This is a genomic window from Enterobacter cloacae complex sp. IR5459 (genome assembly GCF_049238005.1).
In the GTDB taxonomy this organism is placed as follows: Bacteria; Pseudomonadota; Gammaproteobacteria; order Enterobacterales; family Enterobacteriaceae; genus Enterobacter; species Enterobacter hormaechei_C.
Genome location: NZ_JBMKIG010000001.1, coordinates 562,047 through 586,696, shown reverse-complemented (window position 1 = coordinate 586,696; position 24,650 = coordinate 562,047). Strand labels below are relative to the sequence as shown.

Sequence of the window (24,650 nt, the reverse complement as noted above, 5' to 3'; positions counted from 1 at the left end):
ACGATGCGACATAACGTACTTTTTGCCACAGCGTTTGCGACCCTTGTCTCCACCAGCGCAGTTGCCGCTGACCTGCCGGGCAAAGGCATTACCGTGCAGCCGGTGCAGAGCACCATTTCGGAAGAGTCCTTCCAGACCCAGATTGTCAGCCGTGCGCTGGAGAAACTGGGCTATACGGTGAATACCGCCAGCGAAGTGGATTACAACGTGGGCTATACCTCCATTGCCTCCGGCGATGCCACCTTTACCGCCGTGAACTGGCAGCCGCTGCACGACGATATGTATGCCGCCGCAGGCGGTGACAAGAAATTCTACCGTGAAGGCACCTTTGTGACCGGCGCTGCGCAGGGATATTTGATCGACAAGAAAACCGCCGATAAGTATCACATCACCAATATTGAACAGCTGAAAGATCCGAAGATCGCCAAACTCTTTGATACCAACGGTGACGGTAAAGCCGACATGATGGGCTGCTCGCCGGGCTGGGGCTGTGAAGCGGTGATTAACCACCAGAACAAAGCCTTCGATCTGGCGAAGACCGTCGACGTGAGCCACGGCAATTACTCTGCGATGATGGCCGACACCATCGCCCGCTTTAAAGAAGGCAAGCCGGTGATCTACTACACCTGGACGCCGTACTGGGTGAGCGACGTGCTGAAGCCGGGCAAAGACGTGGTGTGGTTGCAGGTGCCCTTCTCTTCCCTGCCGGGCGAGCAGAAAGATATCGACACCAAACTGCCAAATGGCATGAACTATGGCTTCCCGGTGAATACCATGCATATCGTGGCGAACAAAGCCTGGGCCGAGAAAAACCCTGCGGCGGCGAAGCTGTTCTCGGTGATGAAACTGCCGCTGGCTGACATTAACGCCCAGAACGCGATGATGCACGCGGGTAAATCATCCGAAGCAGATATCAAAGGCCACGTGGATGGCTGGATCAAAGCCCACCAGCAGCAGTTCGATGGCTGGGTGAAAGAGGCGCTTGAGGCGCAGAAGTAAAGTACTTTCCCCTCACCCCAGCCCTCTCCCGAAGGGAGAGGGTGTTAGCGTTCCCTCTCCCTTCGGGAGAGGGTTAGGGTGAGGGGCTTAACCGCACAAACACACACATAACAATTCCCCAACATTCACCATCATTGGTTATTATGTTTCCGGAAAAATAATCACTTAACTCACGATTCCTGAAACTAATGACAAAAACAACTCAAGGGCTTAGCCCCGCACTCATCCTTTTAATGTCCGTGGCAACGGGTCTGGCCGTCGCCAGCAACTATTACGCACAACCACTGCTCGACACCATCGCACGCGCCTTCGATCTTTCAGCCAGCTCCGCCGGCTTTATTGTCACCGCAGCACAGCTCGGCTATGCGGCCGGGCTGCTGTTCCTGGTGCCATTAGGCGATATGTTTGAGCGCCGAATGCTTATCGTCTCCATGACGCTGCTGGCGGCGGGCGGAATGTTGATCACCGCCAGCAGCCAGTCGTTAACGATGATGATTATCGGCACCGCGCTGACGGGGCTGTTCTCGGTGGTGGCGCAAATTCTGGTTCCCCTCGCCGCGACGCTGGCTTCCCCGGAAAAACGCGGCAAAGTGGTCGGTACTATCATGAGCGGCCTGCTGCTGGGCATCCTGCTGGCGCGAACCGTTGCCGGGCTGCTGGCGAGCCTCGGCGGCTGGCGCACCGTTTACTGGGTGGCGAGCGTGCTGATGCTTATCATGGCGCTGGCCCTGTGGCGCGGCCTGCCAAAGGTGAAGCAGGAAAATCACCTGAACTATCCGCAGCTCCTCGCCTCCGTTTTCAGCCTCTTCACCCGGGATAAACTCCTGCGCACGCGCGCCATTCTGGGGTGTCTCACCTTCGCCAACTTCAGCATCTTATGGACGTCGATGGCGTTTCTGCTCGCCGCGCCACCGTTTAACTACTCAGAAGGCGTGATTGGCCTGTTCGGGCTGGCAGGCGCGGCTGGCGCACTGGGCGCGCGCCCGGCGGGTGGGCTGGCCGATAAAGGTAAATCTCATATGACCACCTCCGCAGGGCTGGTTTTACTCCTGCTCTCCTGGGCTGCCATCTGGTACGGACACGTCTCCGTGCTGGCGCTGATTGTCGGTATTCTGGTGCTAGACCTCACCGTGCAGGGCGTACACATCACCAACCAGACCGTGATTTACCGCGTGAAGCCGGACGCCCGTAACCGTCTGACGGCCGGGTACATGACCAGCTACTTTATCGGCGGCGCGGCGGGCTCGCTCATCTCAGCCTCCGCCTGGCAGCATGCGGGCTGGACGGGTGTATGCGCCATCGGCGCCATCGTCGCGGCGATAAATCTGCTGGTATGGTGGCGCGGCTATCACCGTCAGGAAGCAATTCACTAAGTTTTACATTGCTTTGGGCCCCCCGGGGTGTAAAGGGGGCCTGCATCTGTTAAGGTAACAGCAATCATTTATCCCAGAAATTTTACTGTGGGTGACATATTTACTACCGGCATGAATAGTTCAGACCCCTGTCCTCACATCCCCTCTTTCGCGGGTACACACCCCACGCTCTCTGTGCTCACCGGGTCACGGATTTACCCGGCGCTTTCTGATGGTGACATACGTTTGGCGGATATAACCGCACAAATAATTCATTTACATTATTTGTCACTGTCGTTACTATATCGGCTGTAATTAATGAGGTTATGCCCAAAATGGATAGTTCGTTTACGCCCATTGAACAAATGCTTAAGTTCCGCGCCAGTCGTCATGAGGACTTCCCGTATCAGGAAATTCTGCTGACCCGCCTGTGCATGCACATGCAGGGTAAGCTGCTGGAAAATCGTAACAAGATGCTGAAAGCGCAAGGGATTAACGAGACGTTGTTTATGGCGTTGATTACGCTGGAGTCTCAGGAAAATCACAGCATTCAGCCATCGGAACTGAGCTGTGCGCTGGGGTCATCCCGTACCAATGCAACCCGTATCGCGGATGAACTGGAAAAGCGCGGCTGGATTGAACGCCGTGAAAGCGATAACGATCGCCGCTGCCTGCATCTGCAACTGACCGAGAAAGGTCACGAATTCTTGCGCGAAGTGCTGCCACCGCAGCACAACTGCCTGCACCAGCTCTGGTCTGCCCTCAGCACCGCCGAGCGCGACCAGCTTGAGCATATTACTCGCAAGCTGCTCACCCGTCTGGACCAGATGGATGAAGATGGCGTCATCCTTGAGGCGCTGCGCTAACGCGACGATCCGCTCAACATTCCAGATTGCTAAAAAGAAAAACTGACAGGCCAGCACGTGAAACTGCTGGCCTTTCTGACAACAGGTCGGCTCAGCCGATGTGAAAATAAAAAGATCGTGGAGAACAACAATGAGCGCAAATGCGGAGAACACCCCCCCGCAGCAACCGGTCAACAAAAAGGGCAAACGTAAGAGCGCCCTTATTCTGCTGACCTTGCTCTTTATTATTATTGCCGTGGCATATGGGATCTATTGGTTTTTAGTCTTGCGTCATGTTGAAGAGACAGACGATGCATACGTGGCAGGGAATCAGGTTCAAATCATGGCCCAGGTGTCAGGCAGCGTGACGAAAGTCTGGGCTGATAACACCGACTTTGTGAAAAAAGGCGATGTGCTGGTCACGCTCGATCCTACCGACGCCCAACAGGCTTTTGAAAAAGCACAGACGGCGCTGGCCTCCAGCGTTCGCCAGACCCGCCAGCTGATGATCAACAGCAAGCAGCTTCAGGCCAATATCGACGTGCAGAAAACGGCGCTGGCTCAGGCGCAGAGCGACCTCAATCGTCGTGTTCCTCTCGGCACCGCCAACCTGATTGGCCGTGAAGAGTTGCAGCACGCCCGCGATGCGGTGGCCAGCGCACAGGCGCAGCTGGACGTGGCGATCCAACAGTACAACGCTAATCAGGCGATGGTGCTGGGTACTTCTCTGGAAAACCAGCCGGCGGTGAAACAGGCGGCGACCGAAGTGCGTAACGCATGGCTTGCCCTGCAACGTACCAAAATCGTCAGCCCGATGACCGGCTACGTTTCCCGTCGTTCCGTACAGCCAGGGGCGCAGATTAGCACCACCACGCCGCTGATGGCGGTAGTTCCGGCGAACAATCTGTGGGTCGATGCGAACTTCAAAGAGACCCAGCTGGCGCATATGCGTATCGGCCAAACCGCAACTGTGGTCAGCGATATTTACGGCGATGACATCAAGTACACCGGGAAAGTGGTCGGTCTGGACATGGGGACCGGCAGCGCGTTTAGCCTGCTGCCTGCACAGAACGCCACCGGCAACTGGATCAAAGTGGTACAGCGCTTGCCTGTGCGTATCGAACTGGATCCTAAGCAGCTGGCAGACCATCCGCTGCGAATTGGCCTTTCCACGCTGGTGACGGTCGATACCGCCAACCGCGACGGTCAGATCCTCGCAAGCCAGGTGCGCAGTACGCCAGCTTATGAAAGTAACGCCCGTGAAATTAGCCTCGATCCGGTCAATAAGCTGATCGATGACATCGTGAAGGCAAACGCCGGTTAAGCCGAAGGTGAGCGTTATGCAACAGCAAAAGCCGCAAAAACCGCTGGAGGGGGCGCAACTGGTCATCATGACCATTGCGCTGTCGCTGGCGACATTCATGCAGGTGCTGGACTCCACCATCGCAAACGTGGCGATCCCTACGATCGCCGGGAACCTTGGCTCATCGCTGAGCCAAGGGACCTGGGTCATTACCTCGTTCGGGGTGGCGAACGCCATCTCCATTCCCATCACCGGCTGGCTGGCGAAGCGCGTCGGTGAAGTGAAGCTGTTCCTTTGGTCGACGATCCTGTTCGTGCTGGCCTCCTGGGCCTGCGGCATGTCCAGTAGCCTGACGATGCTGATTTTCTTCCGCGTCATCCAGGGGATTGTCGCCGGGCCGTTGATTCCGCTGTCGCAGAGTTTGCTGCTGAACAACTATCCGCCCGCCAAACGCTCCATCGCGCTCGCGCTGTGGTCGATGACGGTGATTGTCGCCCCAATTTGCGGGCCAATCCTCGGCGGCTATATCAGCGATAACTATCACTGGGGCTGGATCTTCTTCATCAACGTGCCCATCGGTGCGCTGGTGGTACTGATGACGCTACAGTCTTTGCGTGGTCGCGAAACGCGGACTGAACAGCGGCGGATCGACGGCATCGGGCTGGCACTGCTGGTTGTCGGCATCGGCAGCCTGCAAATCATGCTCGACCGCGGCAAAGAGCTGGACTGGTTCGCCTCTACGGAAATCATCGTGCTGACGGTGGTCGCTGTGGTGGCCATCAGCTTCCTGATTGTCTGGGAGCTGACGGACGATAACCCGATAGTCGACCTCTCGTTGTTTAAATCGCGAAACTTCACCATCGGCTGCCTGTGTATCAGCCTCGCCTATATGCTCTACTTCGGCGCGATTGTTCTGCTGCCGCAGCTGTTGCAGGAGGTGTACGGCTATACCGCAACCTGGGCGGGGCTGGCCTCCGCGCCGGTGGGGTTAATTCCGGTTCTGCTGTCGCCGATTATTGGCCGTTTCGCCCATAAGCTCGACATGCGCAGGCTGGTGACGTTCAGCTTCATCATGTACGCCGTGTGCTTCTACTGGCGCGCGTATACGTTTGAACCGGGAATGGACTTTGGCGCCTCCGCGTGGCCACAGTTTATTCAGGGCTTCGCCGTAGCGTGCTTCTTCATGCCGCTGACCACCATTACGCTTTCCGGCTTGCCGCCTGAGCGGATGGCGGCGGCATCGAGCCTGTCGAACTTCACCCGTACGCTGGCGGGCTCCATCGGGACATCGATCACCACCACGCTGTGGACCAACCGGGAATCGATGCACCATGCTCAACTCACCGAAGCGGTGAACCCGTTCAACCCTAACGCTCAGCAGATGTATAGCCAGCTTGAGGGGATGGGGATGACGGAGCAGCAGGCGTCCGGCTGGCTTGCCCAGCAGATCACCAACCAGGGGCTGATTATCTCGGCAAACGAGATTTTCTGGATATCGGCGGGGATCTTTATCGTCCTGCTGGGGCTGGTGTGGTTTGCCAAACCACCGTTTGGGGCCGGTAGCGGGGGCGGTGGGGCGCATTAGCCCTCATTACAGGACGCCTTACCCGGCCTACGATCGTAGGCCCGGTAAGCGCAGCGCCACCGGGCAACTTCTACGGTTGTCCAAAACGCGACAGCGATTGTCAGTTCCGATAAAGCAGCGCGCCTGAAATCGATTCACGATAGTGAAAAGACAACAGGAGCGCACCATGCTGAACACACCCGCCGACAAATACCAGCCTTACCCCACCCTTTCGTTGCCCGACCGCCGCTGGCCGGAGCAGATTATCACCTGCGCCCCGCGTTGGCTCTCGACCGACTTACGCGACGGTAACCAGGCGCTGGCCGAGCCGATGGACAGCGCGCGCAAGCTGCAATTCTGGGATCTGCTGCTGACCTGCGGGTTTAAAGAAATAGAAGTCGCCTTCCCGTCCGCCTCGCAGACGGACTTTAATTTTGTACGTCAGCTGATTGAGGAGAACCGCATCCCGGATGACGTCACCATTCAGGTGTTAACGCAGGCGCGGGACGATCTTATCCATCGCACTTTCGACTCCCTGCGCGGCGCGAAGCAGGCCACCGTTCACCTGTATAACGCTACCGCCCCGCTGTTCCGCCGTCTGGTATTCGGCATGGAGAAAGCGCAAATCGTCGAGCTGGCGACGCGCGCGACGCGCCTGATTCGTCAGCTGTGTGAAGAGAACCCTGACACCCGCTGGCAGTACGAGTACTCCCCGGAAACCTTCTGCTTTACCGAACCGGAGTTTGCGCTGGAGATTTGTGAAGCCGTGGCGGAGATCTGGCAGCCGTGCGCGGCGCGTCCGATGATCGTCAACCTGCCCGCTACCGTCGAAGTGAGCACGCCGAACGTCTATGCCGACCAGATCGAGTATTTCTGCCGCCACTTCAGCCGCCGCAGTGATGTCTGTATCAGCGTACATCCGCATAACGATCGCGGAACGGGCGTCGCCAGCGCGGAGCTGGCCGTCATGGCCGGGGCTGACCGCGTGGAGGGCTGCCTGTTTGGCAACGGTGAGCGCACGGGCAACGTCTGTCTGGTGACGCTGGCGATGAACCTCTACAGCCAGGGCATTAGCCCGAATCTGGATTTCAGCGATATGAATCGGGTGGTTGAAACGGTAGAAACCTGCAACCAGCTGCCCGTCCATCCGCGCCATCCGTGGGCGGGTCGTCTGGCTTACACCGCCTTCTCCGGCTCGCACCAGGATGCCATCAAGAAAGGTTTCGATGCCCGTAAGCCTGGCGAACGTTGGGAGATGCCCTATCTGCCCGTCGACCCGCAGGATATTGGCTGTACCTATGAAGCGGTGATCCGCGTGAACAGCCAGTCAGGAAAAAGCGGAAGCGCCTGGCTTATTGAGCAAAACCACGGCCTGAAATTGCCTCGCGCCCTGCAACACGATTTTAGCCAGCACGTGCAGCAGGAAACGGATAACCATGGAAAAGAGATGACGCAGAATGCGCTCTGGCAGCTGTTCCGCGCCCGTTACGGCCTGGTGGCGAGCCCGCCATTAGCGCTGCAATCGTACCGCAGCGACAGCCAGCAGGACGGCCAGCTGCGGCTGACGGCAAGCGTCGCCACGCATGGGGGCACCCGCCAGCTGGAAGGCCAGGGAAACGGTTTGCTCTCCGCCGCCGCTCACGGCTTAAGCCGCTGGATCAACGCGTCGTTTGTGATCAAGGATTATCACGAACATACGTTAGGCGAACGCAGCGACAGCCGCTCGGTGGCCTATATCCGCTGCCTGTTCCAGGATGGGACCAGCCGCTGGGGCGTGGGCATCGACAGCGACGTGGCACGCGCGTCGATTCAGGCGCTTTTTAACGCGGTCAGTCGTTCCTGAAGTAATCGCTGGGTGAGAGACCCATTACCCGGCGAAACATTGCCGTAAAGGCGCTGTGGCTGCCATACCCCAGATCCAGCGCCACGCGTAATACCGGCTGGCCCTGCGCCAGCCGCACTAAGGCTTCCAGCAGTCGCGCCCTTCTCACCCATTCGCCGTAGCTCAGGCCTGTCTGCTGCTGAAAATGACGGTTCAGCGTGCGTTCGCTCATCCCCACAATACCTGCGGCCTGGGCGCTGCTCCAGCTTTCTCCCGGGGCCATTCGAATCTGCTGGCAGAGATGGCGCAGCGCTTCGCTTTCCGGCTCGGGCAGGTGAAACGGCAGCACCGGCATGAGACGAATTTCATCGAGGATCAGCTCATAAACACGTTCATCGCGGCTTCCGGGTGCGTAAGATTCAGGAAGCGTGAGGGAGGTCAGGATCAGCTCGCGCAGCAGGGGCGAGATCTGCACGATCTGGCAGGTCGCCGGGAGATCGGCGCGCGCCAGCGGGTCGATAAACAGCGTACGGGCGGCAACGTTGCCGGTGATGCGCAGGGCGTGCTGCGTACCCGCAGGTAGCCAGACGCCGCGACCGGGCGGCACCACCCAGCAGCCGGATGCGGTATCCACCCGCACGACGCCGGTGAGGCTGTGCAGGAGCTGCGCGCAGTCGTGCTGATGCCACGGCTCGCTGTCGCCATGAGCATAATCATGCGAAAACGGCACAAGCGGGCGATGGGTAAAGGAGAAGGTGGTGGTTGTCGTCATCAGGATTGTAGGCCCGGTCAGCGAAGCGCCACCGGGCATCCACAGGCACGATACTAAATGTGCAGTTCCTGAAGTTTTTCTTTTGGCAGGGCCAGCTCGTCGTTGCTGTTTACACGAACATCACGTTCGATGATATGACGGGCAATCTCCTGAGCTTCTTCCAGAGAGTGCATCTGGTAAGTGCCGCACTGGTAAACGTTCAGCTCAGGGATCTGGTTCTGCTCTTTCACCTTCAGCACGTCTTCCATCGCCGCTTTCCACGCATCCGCGACGCGTTTCTCTTCAGGCTGACCAATCAGGCTCATGTAGAAACCGGTGCGGCAGCCCATCGGAGAGATATCGATGATCTCCACGCCGTTGCCGTTCAGGTGGTCGCGCATGAATCCGGCGAACAGGTGTTCCAGCGTGTGAATGCCTTTCTCTGGCATCACTTCTTTATTCGGCACGCAGAAGCGCAGGTCGAAAACGGTGATCGTGTCGCCGTGCGGCGTGTTCATGGTCTTCGCCACGCGGACTGCTGGTGCTTCCATACGGGTATGGTCGACAGTAAAGCTATCTAATAACGGCATACGTCACCTCCGATAGTGATTTTTTTTAAAATAAACTGAACTCTTCTACAGAATGCGCGTCTGAGTATATGAAAGACGCGCATTTGTTATCATCATCCCTGAATTCAGAGATGTATATTTTGGCCACAGCGATGTGGCCTTTTTCTTTTGGTTCAGGCCTGCTTCGCCAGAAACGCCTCAAACGACTCAGTATCTGCCGCTTCGACCTCTTTCTGACGCACAACGGACGCATCGCGCTCTGTCACAAAATCCGCTTCGCTCAGGATCTCTAACGGCTCCTGCATCAGCATCTCACGGTACTCCGCTGAGAGTGAACGCCCTGTGCCACCAATTCCCTGCTCAATCATAGAACGCAGAATACGTGCTGAGAATGTCAGTTCCGGGTTATCAAAGCTTTCAACCAGTTCGTCGCAGACCTTCTGGTAAGCTTCGCCGCCGTACACGCTATCCAGCGTCTGGGCTACGCGCTTCAGGTCATGGAACAGATCCTTCCCTACCTTAGACAGTGGGAACTGAGCCGTTTCACAGCCAATACCTAACGTCAGGCCCGGCTTGCGCCCTTCCAGAATCACGCGATTCCAGTTGGCACGGGTACACAGCAGTTCGTCGGAACTCATTTCCGGCGCATCCGCCAGTACGCACCAGACCATAAACAGGTCAAGGAAACGAACCTGCTGCTCGTCAACGCCAATCGGTGAGAACGGGTTGATATCCAGCGAGCGCACTTCAATGTATTCGATCCCGCCGCGCTGTAGCGCATCCGACGGCGTTTCACCGCTGCGCGTCACGCGCTTCGGACGAATCGGCGCATACAGTTCATTTTCAATCTGCAACACGTTGGTGTTAATTTGCAGGCGTTTGCCGTCTTTTTCGAGGCCGATTTTTTCGTACTCTTCCGACGGGGTTTTTATCGCCCGCTTCAAGCCTGCCACATATTCGTGCAGATCGTTAAACGTAATTCCGAGATTGCTTTGCGATTTATTGGTATAGCCAAGGTCGCTCAGGCGCAGGGAGGTCGCGTATGGCAGGTAATACATGCCACATTCGGTCTTCTCGAACGGTAGCGTGGTCGGTTTCCCTTGCAGGAACGATGAACAGATAGCCGGGGACGCGCCGAACAGATACGGAATAACCCAGCCAAAACGGTAGTAGTTGCGGATCAGGCGGAAGTAGCCCGCGGAGATCGCTTCTTTATCCGTTTCACCGCACTTCGCCTGCCAGAACGCCATCGGCAGAGAAAAGTTGTAGTGCACGCCAGAGATCGTCTGCATCAATGCGCCGTAGCGGTTTTTCAGTCCTTCGCGATACAGCGTTTTCAGCCGACCAATATTCGAGGTGCCGTACTGCGCCAGCTCGATATCCTGCCCCTGCTCGATATAGCACGGCATGCTGAGCGGCCACATACGCTCGTCGCCGAGGTTGCGGGCGGTGAAGCGATGCACGTCGCGCATGATCGTCAGCATATGATCAATATCACCGTCTACTGGCGTGATGAACTCCAGCAGCGCTTCGGCGAAATCGGTTGTGATCCATTTATGTGTCAGCGCCGAGCCTAACGCCTTCGGGTGTCCCGTAGTCGCTAAGCTACCATCCGCATTTACGCGCAGCGTTTCGCGCTCAAGCCCACGCTGAATCCCCTTCAGTGCCTGAGGGTGATTTTCCAGCCAGGCCAGCGCCTGTGATACGTCCGGGATCAATTTGACCTCCCGCCTGTCAAAAAATTGTCACTCAGCATAATTGTAATGGTTGACGATTGAAGGTCGCGAATTCATTCCACCAATTAGTGCCACCACGTCATACCCTGTAGTGTTACCCATGCCAGTAAAACATAGCGTAACGCCTTGCCAAGGCACAAAAAAAAGAGCACCGGTCCCCAGGAGATGCGCATCCATCCCGCCAGCAGACACAGTAAATCGCCTATTACAGGCATCCAGCTTAATAACAGCGTGGCAGCGCCATAGCGTTTTAGCCAGCCCACTGCCTTTTCCTGCCAGCGAGATTTTTCGCGTAGCGGAAAGAAACGTCCAAGAATAACGTTAGTCAGCCCTCCAAGGCTATTACCCATTGTTGCTATTAAGACCAGCAACCAGGGCTGACTTACGCCGGACAACAGCATCGCCACCAGCACCACTTCCGAATTCCCCGGTAAGAGGGTGGAGCTTAAAAAACTGCTGGCGAATAATGAAGCGAGTGACAGCGCGTCACTCACAGTAAGCGAACGTCCACCGCCGCCATTCCGGCATCACGCGCGGCCTGAATACCAAAATCAGCATCTTCGAACACCACGCATTTTGCAGGTGGAACACCCATTAATTCTGCACAGAGCAGGAAGGTATCCGGTGCGGGTTTGTGATGTTTAACATGATCGGCGGCAACGACGGCAGAAAAATAGTGGCGCAGGCCAAGGTGATTGAGTAGCGCTTCAGCAATCGCGCTCTCGCTGCCCGTACCGACAGACATAGGACGACGGCCGTGCCACTCCTTGACGACGTCAATGAGTGGTAAAGGCTGCACGGTGTCTAACAGTATGGCTTTTACCGCGTCGGTTTTTTCACGCGCGAGCTGATGAGGGTCGAGATCGGCCTGATTCAGCTCAATCACGGCCTGTGCGATACGCCAGGTGGGCGATCCGTTGAGGGCAATCATCGCCTGTAAATCGAAACGCATACCGTAACGGCCCAGGACTTCGGTCCAGGCCTGACGATGCGTGGGTTCGGTATCCAGGAGGGTGCCGTCCATGTCGAAGATCAAACCGTCATACTGTGCGTACATCGTGCTCTCGCTAAACGATTAACAAAGCATTACTTTATCGTAAAAGGGGATTTTTGTCGCTGACAGAGAGCGTGATTGCTGACGGAACGTCGAAGGAATAAACAAAGGGGGGAGAAGATGGTGCATCCGGGAGGATTACTCGGCTTACGCCTCGCCCTGCGGGCCGTTGCTAAAGCAACGTTATCCTCCCTGGTGCTTGCGATTAACTCGCATACCTTAAAACAACAGCATCGCTGTTATCCAGGAGAATATGGTGCATCCGGGAGGATTCGAACCTCCGACCGCTCGGTTCGTAGCCGAGTACTCTATCCAGCTGAGCTACGGATGCATCGGGATTTACTACTGTTACTGCTGATACTCGGTATCGCTTCAAAAGCAACACAAAGTAAAATATGGTGCATCCGGGAGGATTCGAACCTCCGACCGCTCGGTTCGTAGCCGAGTACTCTATCCAGCTGAGCTACGGATGCATCGGGATTTACTGCTGTACTTCTCGATACTCATATCACTTCAAAAGCAATATGAAGTAAAAAATGGTGCATCCGGGAGGATTCGAACCTCCGACCGCTCGGTTCGTAGCCGAGTACTCTATCCAGCTGAGCTACGGATGCATCGGGATTTACTACTGTACTGCTCGATATTCATATCACTTCGAAAGCAATATGAAGTAATAGATGGTGCATCCGGGAGGATTCGAACCTCCGACCGCTCGGTTCGTAGCCGAGTACTCTATCCAGCTGAGCTACGGATGCAAAATGGCGGTGAGGCGGGGATTCGAACCCCGGATGCAGCTTTTGACCGCATACTCCCTTAGCAGGGGAGCGCCTTCAGCCTCTCGGCCACCTCACCACACAACGCCTCTTTCGAGTGCTTCGAGCAACTCGTTAAGAGCTTCTCGTCGCTGCGTGGCGCATATATTACTTTCTGGGACTTATAAGTCAAACAATTTTCCACATGCTTTTTTCGTTTGCACAATTCGCACGCAATTCGCATGTAAAAGCCGCAAAGAGAGTGTTTTATAAGCGGATTTTGCAGACATCTTCACAGAATTCTGTTGAGAGAAGCGCGTCATTTGGATGAGATAAGGTTATGAGAGTGGTCAAAAACGAAGCGTTTGAAATAGAACGGTAACTTTATGCAGGAAAAATAACAGGAGGGTTGCGTCTCGCCCGACAGCGAGACGCGACAATATCAGTAACTGGACTGCTGGGATTTTTCAGCCTGGATACGCTGGTAGATCTCTTCACGGTGGACAGATACTTCTTTAGGAGCGTTAACACCAATACGTACCTGGTTACCCTTTACCCCTAAAACTGTCACGGTGACCTCATCCCCAATCATGAGGGTCTCACCAACTCGACGAGTCAGAATCAGCATTCTTTGCTCCTTGAAAGATTAAAAGAGTCGGGTCTCTTGTATCCCGGCATTATCCATCATATAACGCCAAAAAGTAAGCGATGACAAACACGTAAAGTGTAAGCAGTCACGGCATCACATTCTGTTAAACGTAAGTTTAGCCGATATACACAAACTCAACCTGACTTTATCGTTATCGATAGCGCAGTGAGCAAGACGCCATAACGTTACCGCTATGGCGTCTGCTTGTGCTTTGTAGTTATTACAGTTTCGCGCTTACCCAGCTTTCAACGCTGGCTAATGCCGCGGGAAGTGCCGCCGCATCCGTACCACCGGCTTGCGCCATGTCCGGACGACCGCCACCTTTGCCACCCACCTGCTGGGCGACCATGCCAATCAGTTCCCCTGCTTTGACACGATCCGTCACATCCTTAGAGACGCCCGCAATCAGAGAAACCTTACCCTCTGCGACCGTTGCCAGCACGATAACCGTCGAACCAAGCTGGTTCTTCAGATCGTCGACCATGGTACGCAGCATCTTAGGCTCAACGCCCGCCAGATCGCTGACCAGCAGTTTGACGCCCTTAATGTCTACCGCTTTGCTGGAGAGGTTTGCGCTCTCCTGCGCCGCAGCCTGTTCTTTCAGCTGCTGGAGTTCTTTTTCCAGCTGACGGGTACGATCCAGCGCGACACGCACTTTTTCGCCCAGGTTCTGGCTATCGCCTTTCAGCAGCTGCGCGATCTCGTGTAGCTGGTCGCTCTGCGCATGCAGGCTGGCAATTGCGCCTTCCCCGGTCACCGCCTCAATACGACGCACGCCTGCCGCCGTCCCCGACTCGGAAACGATGCGGAACAAGCCGATGTCACCGGTGCGGGATGCGTGAGTACCGCCACACAGTTCGGTAGAGAAGTCGCCCATGCTCAGCACGCGAACGCGGTCGTCATATTTCTCGCCAAACAGCGCCATCGCACCTTTCTTCTTCGCTGCCTCGAGATCCATGATGTGGGTTTCGATTGGCAGGTTACGGCGGATCTGGGCATTCACCAGGTCTTCCACCGCACGAATTTCAGATGGCTTCATCGCTTCAAAATGTGAGAAGTCGAAACGCAGCACTTTGTCATTAACCAGAGAACCTTTCTGTGCAACGTGCGTACCCAGCACTTCGCGCAGGGCTGCGTGCATCAGGTGGGTTGCCGAGTGGTTCAGACGAATGCGCGCGCGGCGAGCTTCGTCAACGTTGGCCTGAACGCCCTCGCCCACTTTCAGAGAACCGGAAACCAGTTTGCCCTGGTGACCAATCGCCTGACCGTATTTCTGGGTATCGCTTACGCTGAAGCTGAAGCCATTGCCTTTCAGTTCGCCTTTATCGCCAACCTGACCGCCCGATTCCGCATAGAACGGCGTTTTATCCAGGATAACAACCGCGTCCTGACCCGCGCTAATGCTGTCTACGGCTTTACCGTCAACAAACAGCGCGGTTACGTTGCTGGTCAGGGCCAGCTCTTCGTAGCCTTTAAATTCAGACGCGCTATCAACGCGGATCATCGCGTTGTAGTCTGCGCCAAAACCGCTGGATTCACGCGCACGACGACGCTGCTCTTCCATTGCGGCTTCAAAGCCTGCTTCGTCAACTTTGATGTTGCGCTCGCGGCAAACGTCCGCCGTCAGGTCAACCGGGAAGCCGTAGGTGTCGTACAGGCGGAAAGCGGTTTCGCCATCCAGCGTGTCGCCCTTGAGTTTCGCCAGCTCGTCGTCCAGCAGCGCCAGACCGCGCTCCAGCGTACGGGCAAACTGCTCTTCTTCGGTTTTCAGAACCTGTTCAACCTGCGCCTGCTGGCGTTTCAGCTCGTCGCCGGCAGAGCCCATCACGCCAATCAGTGGCCCAACGAGTTTATAGAAGAAGGTGTCCTTCGCGCCCAGCATGTTGCCATGGCGGATCGCACGACGAATGATACGACGCAGCACATAGCCACGGTTTTCATTTGACGGGATAACGCCGTCAGCAATCAGGAACGCACAGGAACGAATATGGTCTGCGATAACGCGCAGTGATTTGTTGCTCAGATCGGTTGCGCCCGTTACCTCAGCAACGGCTTTGATCAGGGTGCTGAACAGGTCAATCTCATAGTTGGAGTTAACGTGTTGCAGAACGGCCGCGATACGCTCAAGGCCCATACCGGTATCTACGGACGGTTTTGGCAGCGGCTCCATGGTGCCGTCGGCCTGACGGTTGAACTGCATGAAGACGATGTTCCAGATCTCAATATAGCGATCGCCATCTTCTTCCGCGCTTCCCGGAGGGCCGCCCCAGATGTGGTCGCCATGATCGTAGAAGATCTCGGTGCACGGACCGCAAGGGCCGGTGTCGCCCATCTGCCAGAAGTTATCAGACGCGTAAGGCGCGCCTTTGTTGTCACCGATACGGATGATACGTTCGCGAGGGATACCCACTTCTTTTTCCCAGATGTCGAACGCTTCGTCATCGGTCTCATACACGGTCACCCACAGACGCTCTTTCGGCAGATTGAACCAGTTTTCACCGGTCAGCAGTTCCCACGCGTATTGAATAGCGTCGTGTTTGAAGTAGTCGCCGAAGCTGAAGTTACCCAGCATTTCGAAGAAGGTGTGGTGGCGCGCGGTGTAACCGACGTTTTCCAGATCGTTGTGTTTACCGCCCGCACGCACGCAACGCTGTGAGGTTGTGGCGCGGGAATAATTACGCTTGTCGAGACCAAGGAACACATCCTTGAACTGGTTCATCCCGGCGTTGGTAAACAGCAGAGTCGGGTCATTGTTCGGTACCAGGGAGCTGCTGGCAACAACCTGGTGTCCCTTACTATGGAAAAAATCGAGAAACGCCTGACGGATCTCAGCGGTGCTCTTGCTCATAATTATCCTGAAATCAAGCTAACGAAATGTCGCAGCAGATCTGTATCTGTAAACAGTTGGACGGACCAGCTACTGGAAAAAGTGGGAATAAGATAAGTTTTCTTTAGTGGGAAGTAAAATCCCGCATGCGTTCAATCGGTAAAATTACGCCAGATATCCTGAATATCTTCCATCAGGAAGCCGCGGTAGAGCAAAAAGCGCTGGATTTTAACTTTTTCTGAAAATTCACGCGGCAGCGGCTCACCGTACTTTCGTACCGCCTGCTCACGCGCCAGTTCGCACCAGTCAATTTCACTTTCGCGCATGGCTTTTTCAATCGATTCACGGGCAACGCCTTTCTGGTTCAGCTCCTGGCGGATACGCGCTGGCCCATAGCCTTTACGACCACGGCTGGCAAGAAAGCGAGCGGCAAAACGGCCGTCATCCAGATAGTGATGCTCGTAGCACCAGGCAACCACGCGGTCATAATCTTCCGCGGTGGCATCAATGTCTTCCGGACCGTTTTTGCTCATGACGGGCGCTGACAGTTTCCGCCGCAGCTCCTGTTCGCTATGGTCACGCACGGCAAGAATACGCACGGCCCGATCCAGCAAGCGTGAGTAGGCTGGTCGGCGTGATGTCGGTTCACTCATAAAAAACCTGTCGATTCAGAAATGCAAAAAGGGCCGCATCAGCAGCCCTTCATTTTTATCCGAGAGGATTAAAAGTCTTCGTTGGTTTCTTCAGCATCCGCGCCGTCGACCACGAAATCAGGTTTAGAGTCCTGGTTGTTCAGCAGGAGTTCACGCACCTTCTTCTCAATCTCTTTCGCCGCCGCCGGGTTCTCTTTCAGCCAGGAGATAGCATTCGCTTTACCCTGACCAATCTTGTCACCGTTGTAGCTGTACCATGCGCCCGCTTTTTCAATCAGCTTCTCTTTCACGCCCAGGTCAACCAGCTCGCCGAGGAAGTTGATACCTTCGCCGTAGAGGATCTGGAACTCAGCCTGTTTGAACGGTGCTGCGATTTTGTTCTTCACAACCTTCACGCGGGTTTCGCTACCGACTACGTTATCCCCCTCTTTCACCGCGCCGATACGGCGGATATCCAGACGGACAGAAGCGTAGAATTTCAGAGCGTTACCGCCGGTGGTAGTTTCCGGGTTACCGAACATTACACCAATTTTCATACGGATCTGGTTGATGAAGATCAGCAGCGTATTGGACTGCTTAAGGTTACCCGCCAGCTTACGCATCGCCTGGCTCATCATACGTGCCGCGAGGCCCATGTGAGAGTCACCGATTTCACCTTCAATTTCCGCTTTTGGCGTCAGCGCCGCAACGGAGTCGACGATGATCACATCAACCGCACCTGAGCGCGCCAGCGCGTCACAAATTTCCAGTGCCTGCTCGCCGGTGTCCGGCTGGGAGCACAGCAGGTTGTCGATATCAACGCCCAGTTTACGGGCATAGACCGGGTCCAGCGCGTGCTCGGCATCGATAAACGCACAGGTTTTACCTTCGCGCTGTGCCGCCGCAACAACCTGCAACGTCAGGGTGGTTTTACCCGAGGATTCCGGACCGTAGATTTCTACGATACGGCCCATCGGCAAACCGCCAGCGCCCAGTGCGATATCAAGAGAAAGCGAACCAGTGGAGATAGTTTCCACATCCATGGAACGGTCTTCACCCAGGCGCATGATGGAGCCTTTACCGAATTGCTTTTCGATCTGGCCCAGTGCTGCCGCCAACGCTTTCTGTTTGTTTTCGTCGATAGCCATTATTACTCCTGTCATGCCGGGAGAAGCAACTGCGCTTCACCATGGACTTCTGTTCTGTTGAGGCAATTATACTGTATAGTCATACAGTATCAAGTGTTTTGTAGAAATTGTTGCCAGAGCGTTTTTAACGCGTATTCCGTTGCCTGACGACGCACGCTTTCGCGATCGCCGCTGAAGCATTCCCGGCGGGTGATCCCTTCACCTTTTGAGGTGGCAAAGCCAAACCAGACGGTGCCGACAGGCTTCACGTCGCTGCCGCCGTCCGGCCCCGCGATACCGCTGATGGAGATAGCGTAATCTGCGCGCGCCTCTTTCAGCGCGCCAATCGCCATCTCGATCACCACCGGTTCGCTGACCGCGCCATGCTGCTCAAGCGTAGCTTCACGCACGCCAATCATCTGCGCTTTAGCCTCGTTACTGTAGGTCACAAAGCCGCGTTCAAACCAGGCGGAACTGCCAGCAATATCGGTAATTGCTTTCGCCACCCAGCCGCCGGTGCAGGATTCTGCGGTCGTGAGAGTCGCGCCGCGCTGTTTCAGCGCCAGCCCCACCACTTCGCTTAGCTGCATCAATTCATGGTCAGTCATTCTCGCTCCAGGCCTTAGAAAAACATGCAGCACAAGATAGCACTTTCTCATCAAATATGGGGATGCGCGTCGGGTTTTACGAGGGGGCTTCAGAAAAAAGCCGATGCGGGCGCACCGGCCAGAGAGACGCTTATTTCATGCTGTTAGCGAGGGTGTCCACATTGTGGCGAAACGCCTTGACGTAGGTGTCCGCCACGCCGCCCTTCGCGGACAGCGCTTCCGGGTAAAGTTCACCGCCCGGCTGGGCGCCCGTGGCGGTCGCAATCTGCTTCACCAGACGCGGGTCAAGCTGGTTTTCCATGAACCAGGTTTTCACGCCGTCAGCTTTAATCTGGTTGATGATCTCCGCTACCTGCGCCGCGCTGGCTTCACTCTCAGACGACAGCCCCTGCGGCGCCATAAACGTCACGCCGTAGGCGCGGCTGAAATAGCCGAAGGCGTCGTGGCTGGTCAGCACTTTGCGCTTCGCCTGTGGGATGTCGCTGAAACGCTTTTTAGCCCAACCGTCCAGCTGAGAGAGCTGCGCAATATAGGGTTTACCGGTAGCTTCAAGCGCCGCCGTATCTTCAGGATCGGCCTTCACCAGCCCTGAGAGAATATTTTGCGCATACAGCGCGCCGTTCGCCGCGCTGTTCCACGCGTGCGGATCGGTCACGGTTTTACCGTCCTCTTCCAGCGTGTGCGTTTTCACGCCGTCCGAGGCAACCACCAGCTGGCCTTTGAATCCAGAAGCTTTTACCAGACGGTCGAGCCAACCCTCCAGCCCCAGCCCATTGACCACCACCACGTCAGCTTTACTCAGCGCCGCGCTGTCTTTGGGCGAGGGTTCGAAAGTATGGGGATCACCGTCCGGCCCCACCAGCGTCGTCACCTTCACACGATCGCCGCCAACCTGCTGCGTGATGTCTCCCAGGATGGAAAAGCTGGTCACCACATTAAGCGTTTTCGCCATTACGCCGTGCGTCATCATGCCGAGCGCGAGCGCCACGGCTAACCCTGTACGTTTCATCGTTTCCCCTTGCGTAAAAAAAGCGCCCGCAGGCTATCCGCCAGCCTGCTGCGCGTGCCAAATAAAACTGAAATAAAGAACAATGCGCTCGCGGTCAGCACAATGGAGGGCCCGGCGGGCAGACTCACTGCCCAGGAAAGACTTAAGCCCAGCCACGCGCAAAAAATACCGCTGATACCCGCCATCAAAAGTAACCCTGGCAGTGTGCGCACCCAGCAGCGTGCCGCCACGGCGGGTAACATCATCAGCCCGACGGCCATCAACGTGCCGAGTACCTGAAAACCGGCCACCAGGTTGAGCACCAGCAGCGCCAGAAACAGACCGTGTAACATCCCGGGCAGCCAGCGCGCGTTCACCTGCAACCACGCAGTATCGAACGCTTCACTGACCAGCCCACGATAAAAAATCGCCAGCGTGAGGAGCGTGAACATGCAGACCCCCGTCACGAACAGGGCTGACGCGCTATCCACGGCGAGAATGGAGCCAAACAGAAGATGAAGCAGATCGACATTTGAACCGCGCAGCGACACCAGCGTGACGCCCAGCGCCAGGGAACCCAGGTAAAACCCCGCGAAGCTGGCATCCTCTTTAAGAGGTGTACGGCGGCTGACCAGCCCGGCCACCAGCGCAACGGCGATACCGGCAATAAACCCGCCGACAGTCATTGCCAGCAGCGATATTCCGCTGAGCAGATAGCCCACCGCGACACCCGGCAAAATGGCGTGAGAAAGGGCGTCCCCCATCAGGCTCATCCGACGCAGCTGAAGGAATACACCCAGCGCAGTGGTGCTGACGGAGAGCGCCAGGCAAACCACCAGCGCGCGCCGCATAAAGCCGTACTCAATAAACGGCTGGAAGAAGAGATGCCAGATCATGCCACCCTCACCCGCTCGGTTTTCCAGTGCGGCGTATCAGCGTCCAGCCGCAACGTTTGTGGGAAGTGGCGCGAGACGCGTTCGCTGTCGTGCAGTACCGCCAGCAGAGTCTGCCCCTGCATATACATCTCCAGCATCAGATCCATCAGCACGTTGCAGGTCGCTTCATCGACGCCAGTGAAGGGTTCGTCCAGCATCACCAGCGGTGCCTGCTGCACTAAAATGCGGGCAAACAGCATGCGCTGGAATTGCCCGCCGGAAAGTTCATCAATAGTGGAGAACGCCATGGACTCCAGCCCCACGCGCTCCAGCGCGCCGGCAATGCGCATGCGGGCATTCCGACGAAAACCGGCAAACAGAGAGATTGCTGGCCAGCAGCCCATGCTCACCACGTCCTGCACGGTCAGAGGAAATTGCGCCTCCAGCGCGTGACGCTGCGCCAGCCAGCCCACCACCGGACGTCTCCCCTGCCAGCGAAACGTACCGCTGACGGGCGGAATAAAGCCGGCGAGCGTTTTCAGCAGCGTGGATTTGCCGCAGCCGTTGGCCCCGACGATGGCGGTCATGCTCCCGCGTTCAATCACGCCGGACAGCGCGCGCGTAACGGGCTGGCGATCGTAACCCGCCACCAGGTCGTTCATCACGATCATGGCAACGCCACCGCCCAGCGCACGGCCAGGCCGAGAAACAGAATGAGCACCAGCGCCAGCAGCAGCCGAAGCGAGGATGAGAGAGAAAACAGGGACATGGATATCTCAATTCATTAATGTTATAACATAACAATAATGAAAGGCGATTGAGATGTAAACGGCGGGAGTAAACTGGGAGTGTGGCGAAATGTTTCTGCGGGAAACAGGTGCGGGCGGGTGCCCTCACCCCAGCCCTCTCCCACAGGGAGAGGGAGGCATAAGGGGACTTACTGGCTAAACGGTGACGCTGCTGGCACACGCGCCTGAGACACCGCCAGCCCCAGCTGCCACACCGCCATCGCATAGTGCGTGCTGTGGTTGTAGCGGGTAATGGTGTAGAAGTTCGGCAGCCCGAACCAGTACTGATAACCGGTTCCGACATCCAGGCGCAGCAGGCTCACCTGGTCAACATTGCCCAGCGGCTGAGACGGCGTTAAGCCTGCCGCTGCCAGCTGCGCCACGCTGTATTTGGTTTTAAATCCGTTTTCCAGACCAAACGCTTCGCCGTTCGCCTGTACCGCCACCTGGCCGCCCGGCGTCCAGCCATGCGCTTTGAAGTAGTTGGCCACGCTGCCAATAGCGTCTTCGGGATCCCACAGGTTGATGTGACCATCCCCGTTAAAATCTACCGCGTACTGCTTATAGGAGGACGGCATAAACTGGCCGTAGCCCATCGCACCGGCGAACGACCCTTTCAGATCTAACGGATCGTCCTGTTCGTCTCGCGCCATCAGCAGGAAGGTTTCCAGCTCGGAAGAGAAATACTCCGCGCGACGCGGGTAGTTGAAGGAGAGCGTCGCCAGCGCATCGAGGATGCGGGTTTTACCCATAATGCGTCCCCAGCGGGTCTCAACCCCAATAATACCGACGATGATCTCCGGCGGCACGCCATAGACCTGCCACGCGCGGTTCAGGGCGTCTTCATACTGATTCCAGAACACCACGCCATTTTGCACGTTGTCCGGGGTAATAAACTGTTTGCGATAACGCAGCCACGCCCCGTTTGGCCCGGTCGGCACCTGGGCCGTCGGCGCCTGCCTGTCCATCAGGCGCAGCACGTAGTCCAGACGCTTCGCCTGAGACAAAATGGCATGCAGCTGCTGGCGATCAAAACCGTGCTTGCTCACCATTTTATCGATGAACTGTTCGGCCGCAGGGTTATTCGCGAAGTCGCCTCCCATCTGCATCATATTGTGCTGCGGCTCCAGCAGGAATCCTCCGGAAGGCGCGCCCGCCGTTGGCTGAACGGCTTCGGTCTTGGGTTTGCTACTACAGGCGGACAGGAGAATAAGCGCAGGCAACAGCGCTGCATAACGACGCTTGAACATGTGGCATCCATTTAACGAGTTCGGTAAGAACCCAGTATGGTAAAGCATCCCCAACTCCTCAAGGAAGCGGTACGCACCTCCCCAACGCAAATCCGTGCCTTTTTCCACCAAAAATTATTCACCTCACCAATAAACTTTCAAAATAATACATTTTTCTTTCATTGTGAGATCTAACTAACACTTTAAAACCTTTCAAAGTGATTATTATTAGCCGCAGATAGACAAAAACAAACGCCCTACAGGAGAGAAGAATGATAGAAACCATCACCCATGGCGCCGAGTGGTTCATCGGGCTGTTTCAGAAAGGCGGAGAAGTGTTCACTGGCATGGTGACCGGGATCCTGCCCCTGCTGATCAGCCTGCTGGTGATCATGAACGCGCTGATTAACTTTATCGGCCAGCAGCGCATTGAGCGCTTCGCCCAGCGCTGCGCCGGAAACCCGCTGTCCCGCTACCTGATACTGCCCTTCATCGGCACCTTTGTGTTCTGCAACCCGATGACCTTAAGCCTCGGCCGCTTTATGCCAGAGAAGTACAAGCCGAGCTATTACGCCGCCGCCTCCTACAGCTGCCACTCCATGAACGGCCTGTTCCCGCACATCAACCCCGGCGAACTGTTTGTCTATCTCGGGATCGCCAGCGGCCTTACCACGCTTGGCCTGCCGCTCGGCCCGCTGGCGGTGAGCTACCTGCTGGTCGGTCTGGTCACCAACTTCTTCCGCGGCTGGGTGACAGATCTCACCACCGCCATTTTTGAGAAAAAAATGGGCATCCAGCTTGAACAGAAAGTCCATCTTTCAGGAGCCACAGCATGAACCGGATCCGCATTGAGAAAGGCACGGGCGGCTGGGGCGGCCCGCTGGAGTTCGACGCCACCGAAGGCAAAAAGATTGTGTACATCACCGCGGGCACGCGCCCGGCGATCGTCGACAAGTTGCGCGATCTGACCGGCTGGGAAGCGGTCGACGGCTTCAAGGAAGGCGAACCGCCGGAAGCGGAAATCGGCGTGGCGGTGATCGACTGCGGCGGCACGCTGCGCTGCGGCATCTATCCGAAGCGCCGCATTCCGACGGTAAATATTCACTCCACCGGGAAATCCGGCCCGCTGGCGCAGTACATCGTTGAAGATATTTATGTGTCAGGCGTGAAGGAAGACAACATCACGCTGGTGAATGGCACATCTGCGCCGCAAAAAGCGGCCCCGCGCGAGTACGACACCAGCAAAAAAATCACCGAGCAGAGCGATGGCCTGCTGGCGAAGGTCGGGATGGGGATGGGGTCCGCCGTGGCGGTGCTGTTCCAGTCGGGGCGCGACACCATCGACACGGTGCTGAAGACCATTCTGCCGTTTATGGCATTCGTCTCGGCGCTGATCGGCATCATCATGGCCTCAGGCCTGGGCGACTGGATTGCCCACGGCCTCGCCCCGCTTGCCAGCCACCCGCTCGGCCTGGTGACGCTGGCGCTGATCTGCTCCTTCCCGCTGCTGTCGCCGTTCCTCGGCCCGGGCGCGGTGATTGCTCAGGTTATCGGCGTGCTGATTGGCGTGCAGATTGGTCTGGGGAATATTCCTCCGCACCTCGCCCTGCCCGCCCTGTTTGCCATTAACGCCCAGGCAGCGTGCGACTTTATCCCCGTGGGGCTGTCGCTGGCGGAAGCACGCCAGGAGACCGTGCGCGTGGGCGTGCCGTCCGTGCTGGTCAGCCGCTTCCTGACGGGCGCGCCGACGGTGCTGATTGCCTGGTTTGTTTCCGGCTTTATTTATCAATAAGAGGTGCCTGCCATGACTGTGATTTACCAGACCACCATTACCCGCATCGGCCAGAGCGCGGCGGATGCGCTGAGCGACCAGATGCTGATCACCTTCCGCGAAGGCGCCCCGGCAGATATCGAAGAGTTTTGCTTTATCCACTGCCACGGCGAGCTGAACGGCGAGCTAAAGGCAGGGAGCCAGCTACAGCTGGGCGAGGCGCGCTATGCCGTGACCGCCGTCGGCGACGTCGCCGAGCAAAACTTGCGCGAGCTGGGGCATATCACCCTACGTTTCGACGGCCAGCCGCAGGCGGAATATCCCGGTACGGTTCACGTAGTGGGCCCGGTTCCGCAGGCTGTGACCCCAGGCTGCACGTTAAAATTTATTTCGTAATAAAGGAGAGACA

The 24,650-nt window shown here is 56.7% G+C and carries 23 protein-coding genes and 5 tRNA genes; 9 read left to right on the top strand and 19 right to left on the bottom strand.

What is annotated here, in order from left to right; genetic code table 11:
* Positions 1-3: 3 nt before the first annotated feature.
* The 6 genes from proX to leuA all read left to right on the top strand — a co-directional run bounded on the left by proX (position 4) and on the right by leuA (position 7,906).
* The gene (proX, locus tag ACOTX4_RS02835) at positions 4-999 is read left to right on the top strand and encodes a glycine betaine/L-proline ABC transporter substrate-binding protein ProX (protein ID WP_017382774.1); all 996 of its coding nucleotides are present in this window, start codon (positions 4-6) and stop codon (positions 997-999) included.
* A 188-nt stretch (positions 1,000-1,187) separates the two neighbouring features.
* On the top strand, positions 1,188-2,372 hold the full coding sequence (locus ACOTX4_RS02830; RefSeq protein WP_022651721.1) for an MFS transporter: 1,185 nt from the start codon (positions 1,188-1,190) through the stop codon (positions 2,370-2,372).
* Positions 2,373-2,686: 314 nt separating this feature from the next.
* Positions 2,687-3,217, top strand: a complete 531-nt coding sequence (gene emrR / locus ACOTX4_RS02825) for a multidrug efflux transporter EmrAB transcriptional repressor EmrR (protein ID WP_017694792.1) — start codon at positions 2,687-2,689, stop codon at positions 3,215-3,217.
* 130 nt (positions 3,218-3,347) lie between these two features.
* The gene (emrA, locus tag ACOTX4_RS02820; protein WP_022651722.1) at positions 3,348-4,520 is read left to right on the top strand and encodes a multidrug efflux MFS transporter periplasmic adaptor subunit EmrA; all 1,173 of its coding nucleotides are present in this window, start codon (positions 3,348-3,350) and stop codon (positions 4,518-4,520) included.
* Between the two features lie 16 nt (positions 4,521-4,536).
* Positions 4,537-6,084 carry a multidrug efflux MFS transporter permease subunit EmrB gene (gene emrB, locus ACOTX4_RS02815; protein ID WP_006811709.1) on the top strand — a complete coding sequence of 516 codons (1,548 nt, stop codon included), beginning with the start codon at positions 4,537-4,539 and terminating at the stop codon, positions 6,082-6,084.
* A gap of 166 nt (positions 6,085-6,250) precedes the next feature.
* Positions 6,251-7,906 (top strand): 2-isopropylmalate synthase, encoded by a 1,656-nt coding sequence (gene leuA, locus ACOTX4_RS02810; RefSeq protein ID WP_003862182.1) that lies wholly within the window; start codon positions 6,251-6,253, stop codon positions 7,904-7,906.
* Here the strand turns inward: leuA and ACOTX4_RS02805 are convergent.
* The 19 genes from ACOTX4_RS02805 to mltB all read right to left on the bottom strand — a co-directional run bounded on the left by ACOTX4_RS02805 (position 7,893) and on the right by mltB (position 22,491).
* The gene (locus ACOTX4_RS02805) at positions 7,893-8,657 is read right to left on the bottom strand and encodes an AraC family transcriptional regulator (protein ID WP_003862181.1); all 765 of its coding nucleotides are present in this window, start codon (positions 8,655-8,657) and stop codon (positions 7,893-7,895) included. The two genes, leuA and ACOTX4_RS02805, sit on opposite strands and share 14 nt — an antisense overlap.
* Before the next feature lie 53 nt (positions 8,658-8,710).
* Positions 8,711-9,226 (bottom strand): S-ribosylhomocysteine lyase, encoded by a 516-nt coding sequence (luxS, locus tag ACOTX4_RS02800; RefSeq protein ID WP_003862180.1) that lies wholly within the window; start codon positions 9,224-9,226, stop codon positions 8,711-8,713.
* A gap of 152 nt (positions 9,227-9,378) precedes the next feature.
* Positions 9,379-10,923 carry a glutamate--cysteine ligase gene (gene gshA / locus ACOTX4_RS02795; RefSeq protein ID WP_045331244.1) on the bottom strand — a complete coding sequence of 515 codons (1,545 nt, stop codon included), beginning with the start codon at positions 10,921-10,923 and terminating at the stop codon, positions 9,379-9,381.
* An 83-nt stretch (positions 10,924-11,006) separates the two neighbouring features.
* Positions 11,007-11,435 (bottom strand): YqaA family protein, encoded by a 429-nt coding sequence (locus ACOTX4_RS02790; protein ID WP_017692791.1) that lies wholly within the window; start codon positions 11,433-11,435, stop codon positions 11,007-11,009.
* Complete coding sequence (gene yqaB / locus ACOTX4_RS02785) at positions 11,432-11,998, bottom strand: fructose-1-phosphate/6-phosphogluconate phosphatase (RefSeq protein ID WP_015571665.1); 567 nt, start codon at positions 11,996-11,998, stop codon at positions 11,432-11,434. Before yqaB ends, ACOTX4_RS02790 begins: the two co-directional genes overlap by 4 nt.
* Before the next feature lie 251 nt (positions 11,999-12,249).
* A tRNA-Arg gene (locus ACOTX4_RS02780) sits at positions 12,250-12,326 on the bottom strand.
* A 65-nt stretch (positions 12,327-12,391) separates the two neighbouring features.
* Positions 12,392-12,468 (bottom strand) — tRNA-Arg (locus ACOTX4_RS02775).
* 64 nt (positions 12,469-12,532) lie between these two features.
* Positions 12,533-12,609, bottom strand: a tRNA-Arg gene (locus tag ACOTX4_RS02770).
* A 64-nt stretch (positions 12,610-12,673) separates the two neighbouring features.
* Positions 12,674-12,750 (bottom strand) — tRNA-Arg (locus ACOTX4_RS02765).
* 4 nt (positions 12,751-12,754) lie between these two features.
* Positions 12,755-12,847, bottom strand: a tRNA-Ser gene (locus ACOTX4_RS02760).
* 342 nt (positions 12,848-13,189) lie between these two features.
* Complete coding sequence (csrA, locus tag ACOTX4_RS02755; RefSeq protein WP_000906486.1) at positions 13,190-13,375, bottom strand: carbon storage regulator CsrA; 186 nt, start codon at positions 13,373-13,375, stop codon at positions 13,190-13,192.
* A gap of 241 nt (positions 13,376-13,616) precedes the next feature.
* The gene (gene alaS / locus ACOTX4_RS02750; RefSeq protein ID WP_022651724.1) at positions 13,617-16,244 is read right to left on the bottom strand and encodes an alanine--tRNA ligase; all 2,628 of its coding nucleotides are present in this window, start codon (positions 16,242-16,244) and stop codon (positions 13,617-13,619) included.
* Positions 16,245-16,375: 131 nt separating this feature from the next.
* On the bottom strand, positions 16,376-16,876 hold the full coding sequence (recX, locus tag ACOTX4_RS02745; protein WP_017382782.1) for a recombination regulator RecX: 501 nt from the start codon (positions 16,874-16,876) through the stop codon (positions 16,376-16,378).
* A 68-nt stretch (positions 16,877-16,944) separates the two neighbouring features.
* Positions 16,945-18,003, bottom strand: coding sequence for a recombinase RecA (gene recA, locus ACOTX4_RS02740; protein WP_015571667.1), 1,059 nt, complete (start codon positions 18,001-18,003; stop codon positions 16,945-16,947).
* A gap of 89 nt (positions 18,004-18,092) precedes the next feature.
* On the bottom strand, positions 18,093-18,590 hold the full coding sequence (pncC, locus tag ACOTX4_RS02735) for a nicotinamide-nucleotide amidase (protein ID WP_003862172.1): 498 nt from the start codon (positions 18,588-18,590) through the stop codon (positions 18,093-18,095).
* 130 nt (positions 18,591-18,720) lie between these two features.
* Positions 18,721-19,599 carry a metal ABC transporter substrate-binding protein gene (locus ACOTX4_RS02730; RefSeq protein ID WP_022649141.1) on the bottom strand — a complete coding sequence of 293 codons (879 nt, stop codon included), beginning with the start codon at positions 19,597-19,599 and terminating at the stop codon, positions 18,721-18,723.
* A complete protein-coding gene (locus ACOTX4_RS02725) occupies positions 19,596-20,474 on the bottom strand; it encodes a metal ABC transporter permease (protein WP_063938178.1) in 879 nt (292 codons plus the stop codon). The genes ACOTX4_RS02730 and ACOTX4_RS02725 overlap by 4 nt, the downstream gene beginning before the upstream one ends.
* Positions 20,471-21,124 carry a metal ABC transporter ATP-binding protein gene (locus ACOTX4_RS02720; RefSeq protein ID WP_063938176.1) on the bottom strand — a complete coding sequence of 218 codons (654 nt, stop codon included), beginning with the start codon at positions 21,122-21,124 and terminating at the stop codon, positions 20,471-20,473. The genes ACOTX4_RS02725 and ACOTX4_RS02720 overlap by 4 nt, the downstream gene beginning before the upstream one ends.
* Before the next feature lie 266 nt (positions 21,125-21,390).
* Entirely contained in the window at positions 21,391-22,491 is a 1,101-nt protein-coding gene (mltB, locus tag ACOTX4_RS02715; RefSeq protein WP_057979986.1) for a lytic murein transglycosylase B, read from the bottom strand.
* Between the two features lie 251 nt (positions 22,492-22,742).
* On the opposite strand from mltB, the gene srlA reads away from it, so the two are divergent.
* The 3 genes from srlA to srlB are packed head-to-tail and all read left to right on the top strand — an operon-like array spanning position 22,743 to position 24,637.
* Positions 22,743-23,306 carry a PTS glucitol/sorbitol transporter subunit IIC gene (srlA, locus tag ACOTX4_RS02710; protein ID WP_003862164.1) on the top strand — a complete coding sequence of 188 codons (564 nt, stop codon included), beginning with the start codon at positions 22,743-22,745 and terminating at the stop codon, positions 23,304-23,306.
* A complete protein-coding gene (srlE, locus tag ACOTX4_RS02705) occupies positions 23,303-24,262 on the top strand; it encodes a PTS glucitol/sorbitol transporter subunit IIB (protein WP_045331261.1) in 960 nt (319 codons plus the stop codon). The genes srlA and srlE overlap by 4 nt, the downstream gene beginning before the upstream one ends.
* A gap of 12 nt (positions 24,263-24,274) precedes the next feature.
* Positions 24,275-24,637, top strand: coding sequence for a PTS glucitol/sorbitol transporter subunit IIA (gene srlB, locus ACOTX4_RS02700; RefSeq protein WP_022651730.1), 363 nt, complete (start codon positions 24,275-24,277; stop codon positions 24,635-24,637).
* Positions 24,638-24,650 lie beyond the last annotated feature (13 nt).